Annotated in this window: 1 protein-coding gene and 1 pseudogene; one reads left to right on the top strand and one right to left on the bottom strand. The window is 54.8% G+C overall.

Translation table 11 applies throughout. The features are described 5' to 3' along the window. Positions 1–19 precede the first annotated feature (19 nt). Positions 20–247, top strand: a pseudogene (locus tag Pla100_RS11215) (ADP-ribosylglycohydrolase family protein); the annotation flags it as partial. A 289-nt stretch (positions 248–536) separates the two neighbouring features. Here Pla100_RS11215 and Pla100_RS11210 read toward each other — a convergent pair. Then, complete coding sequence (locus tag Pla100_RS11210; RefSeq protein ID WP_146577816.1) at positions 537–1613, bottom strand: integrase core domain-containing protein; 1077 nt, start codon at positions 1611–1613, stop codon at positions 537–539. Positions 1614–2185: the final 572 nt, after the last annotated feature.

Genomic DNA, 2185 nt, shown 5'->3' with positions numbered 1-2185 from the left:
ATGAAGTTGCGCACAGGATCGTTATCGCTTCCTTTTCAGGCGTGGCATGATCTCCGACGATACCGAACACACCTGCATGGTGGCTCAATCGTTGATCGAAGCGAACGGCGATGTGGAACTTTTCGCACGACGTTTCGCGAGTCGGCTGCGATGGTGGATCCTGGCGTTGCCGGCCGGTGTTGGCAAAGCGACCGCTCGAGCAGGCATCAAACTCAGGTTGGGAGCCAAGCCCAACCACCCTGCGGTACAAAAACTATGCGACCTGTTTATCCGGCAATTGCTGAAGTGGAAACTGGTTTGGAAGTTGGCGACTTTGCCACTGCATTGGAAAACTTGAGATGATTCAAATCTCCCGCGTGTGCCAATCGGTTACAGCTGACAGATACGACGATCGTTAAGTGTAAGACGTCGGAGCAAGAGCACGCCGATATCGGAAAATAAGACCACAGCTTACGAGCGGTTGTTGAACCGTCTCAAATCCCTTCCTCTTCGTTCGTCTTCTTATTCGCCGCTTAGCAGCATCAACACGGACTCGATCAAGCAACGTGACGATACGACAGCAAGTGCCCACCAAGTTCCGAATCGCAGACGACGTTGTCTTTGCTGAACTTGATCGGCACCGTGACCGCCTCGTCGCGAATCGGCGGCAGGTGATCGCGGGATGAGTGGCCTCGACGCTGGTTGTACCAACTTTGCGTGGTGCGAAGAATTCCATCGAGGTGTTCGTTGGTCACGATGCAGAATGCGTTGAGCACTTCGTGTTTGATCGTTTGAATGACACGCTCGACGTGAGCCTGCAAGTTGGGCGAGCGGATTGGTGTGAGCTTGACTTTGCAATCCGAAGTCTTGAATACGTTATCGAACGAGTCGACGTACTTTCGATCGCGGTCCCGCATCAGGATCTCGCACTTTAGGTCATGGTCGTCGATGTGCATTTGAAAGTTGCGACCCTGCTGCGTCGTCCACTCGCCACTCGGGTTCTCGGTACACGGCGAGATCCAAATCTGCCGCGTGCCGAGATGAATGAAGACCATGAAGTAGACGTCGACCAATCCTTTGAGCGTCCACTTCTTCTTGCACGCGAAGTCGCACTGCCAAAGCGTGTCGGCGTGGCGTTTCAAGAACTTGTGCCAAGTGTCCGGGTGGTCACCGGGCGTCGGTGCAAAGCCCGCCGCGACGATCACGTTCTTCACCGTTTGCCGCGAGACGTGAACGCCCATCCGGCGCAGTTCCTGCAGGATCTTCGTGTAGCCGAACCCGGTCTCTTTGCGGATCCGAATGATCGTGTCGCGAATGTCCTCCTCCAGCTTCGGCCGGCCCGTTCCTCGCTTTACCGGGTCCTTCTTCGTCGCAGGCGAGTCGTCTTCCATCTTCCGGACCCACCGCCTGAACGTCGAATACGACACGATTGTCATCACATCCTTGATCTTGCCACCGAGTTTCTGGCCGTGTTGGACCAGCGTGTTCCTTTCACGATTGTCCAGCGTGACGCGACCAGGTAACTTGGACCGAAGGATCTCGTTCTCCGCCTTCAGGTAACGAATCTGCTGGGCAAGTTCCTGCCGCGTCAGCGACGCTAGCAGTGTCAAAAGTGGGTGGACAATGTTCGCCATTGTGCGACCAAAAGCCTTGCAAATCCGGTAACAATCGGAGTGGCAGAGTATTTGTACCCCGCCGAAGCGAGCAGCCTACGCACGGATCCGATTCCCGCAATCCAATCCAGCCTTCCGCCACGTAACTTCGCCGGCTTCGGCACCGCCAAGACCCGACAACCGTCACGTCTTTTCACGCAGCGGGTGTCGGCGATCCATGTCTCACTTTGTGTTAACCCATTAACGCCACGAAGAAACATGGGATCGGGTTAACACAAGCTGTTAACCGAGACAGCTTCTAAACGCCCAAGCGTTGGGACCGAATCGACCGACCGAAAAATCGGTTTCGCTCGTAAGTCATGTTCCGACAACGGCTTGCTCGATTCCACGAAACAGAGAACTGGCCGCAATTGAAGTGTGTAAAGGGAGCAGCGAAGCAATCCACCTGAGTTGCCATTTCCTGACAACCGTCAATCGATCGAACGGATAAACGAGTGGAAAGACGATCCGCCAACGAGCTACGACATTGGCTCAATCTTCCGACCAGATTTCGCAGCGAATCTTCTGGCTGTTTATCCGAAGGAGCGTGGCAA

The sequence above is a fragment of the Neorhodopirellula pilleata genome (genome assembly GCF_007859915.1).
Classification (GTDB): Bacteria; Planctomycetota; Planctomycetia; order Pirellulales; family Pirellulaceae; genus Rhodopirellula; species Rhodopirellula pilleata.
Note: the sequence above shows the minus strand (reverse complement) of the source record. Positions and strands in the feature narration are given on the sequence as shown.

Bases quoted from the DNA above. Each gene is read 5' to 3' on its own strand.
- Pla100_RS11210 (WP_146577816.1), bottom strand. From the start codon at position 1,613: ATGGCGAACATTGTCCACCCACTTTTGACACTGCTAGCGTCGCTGACG.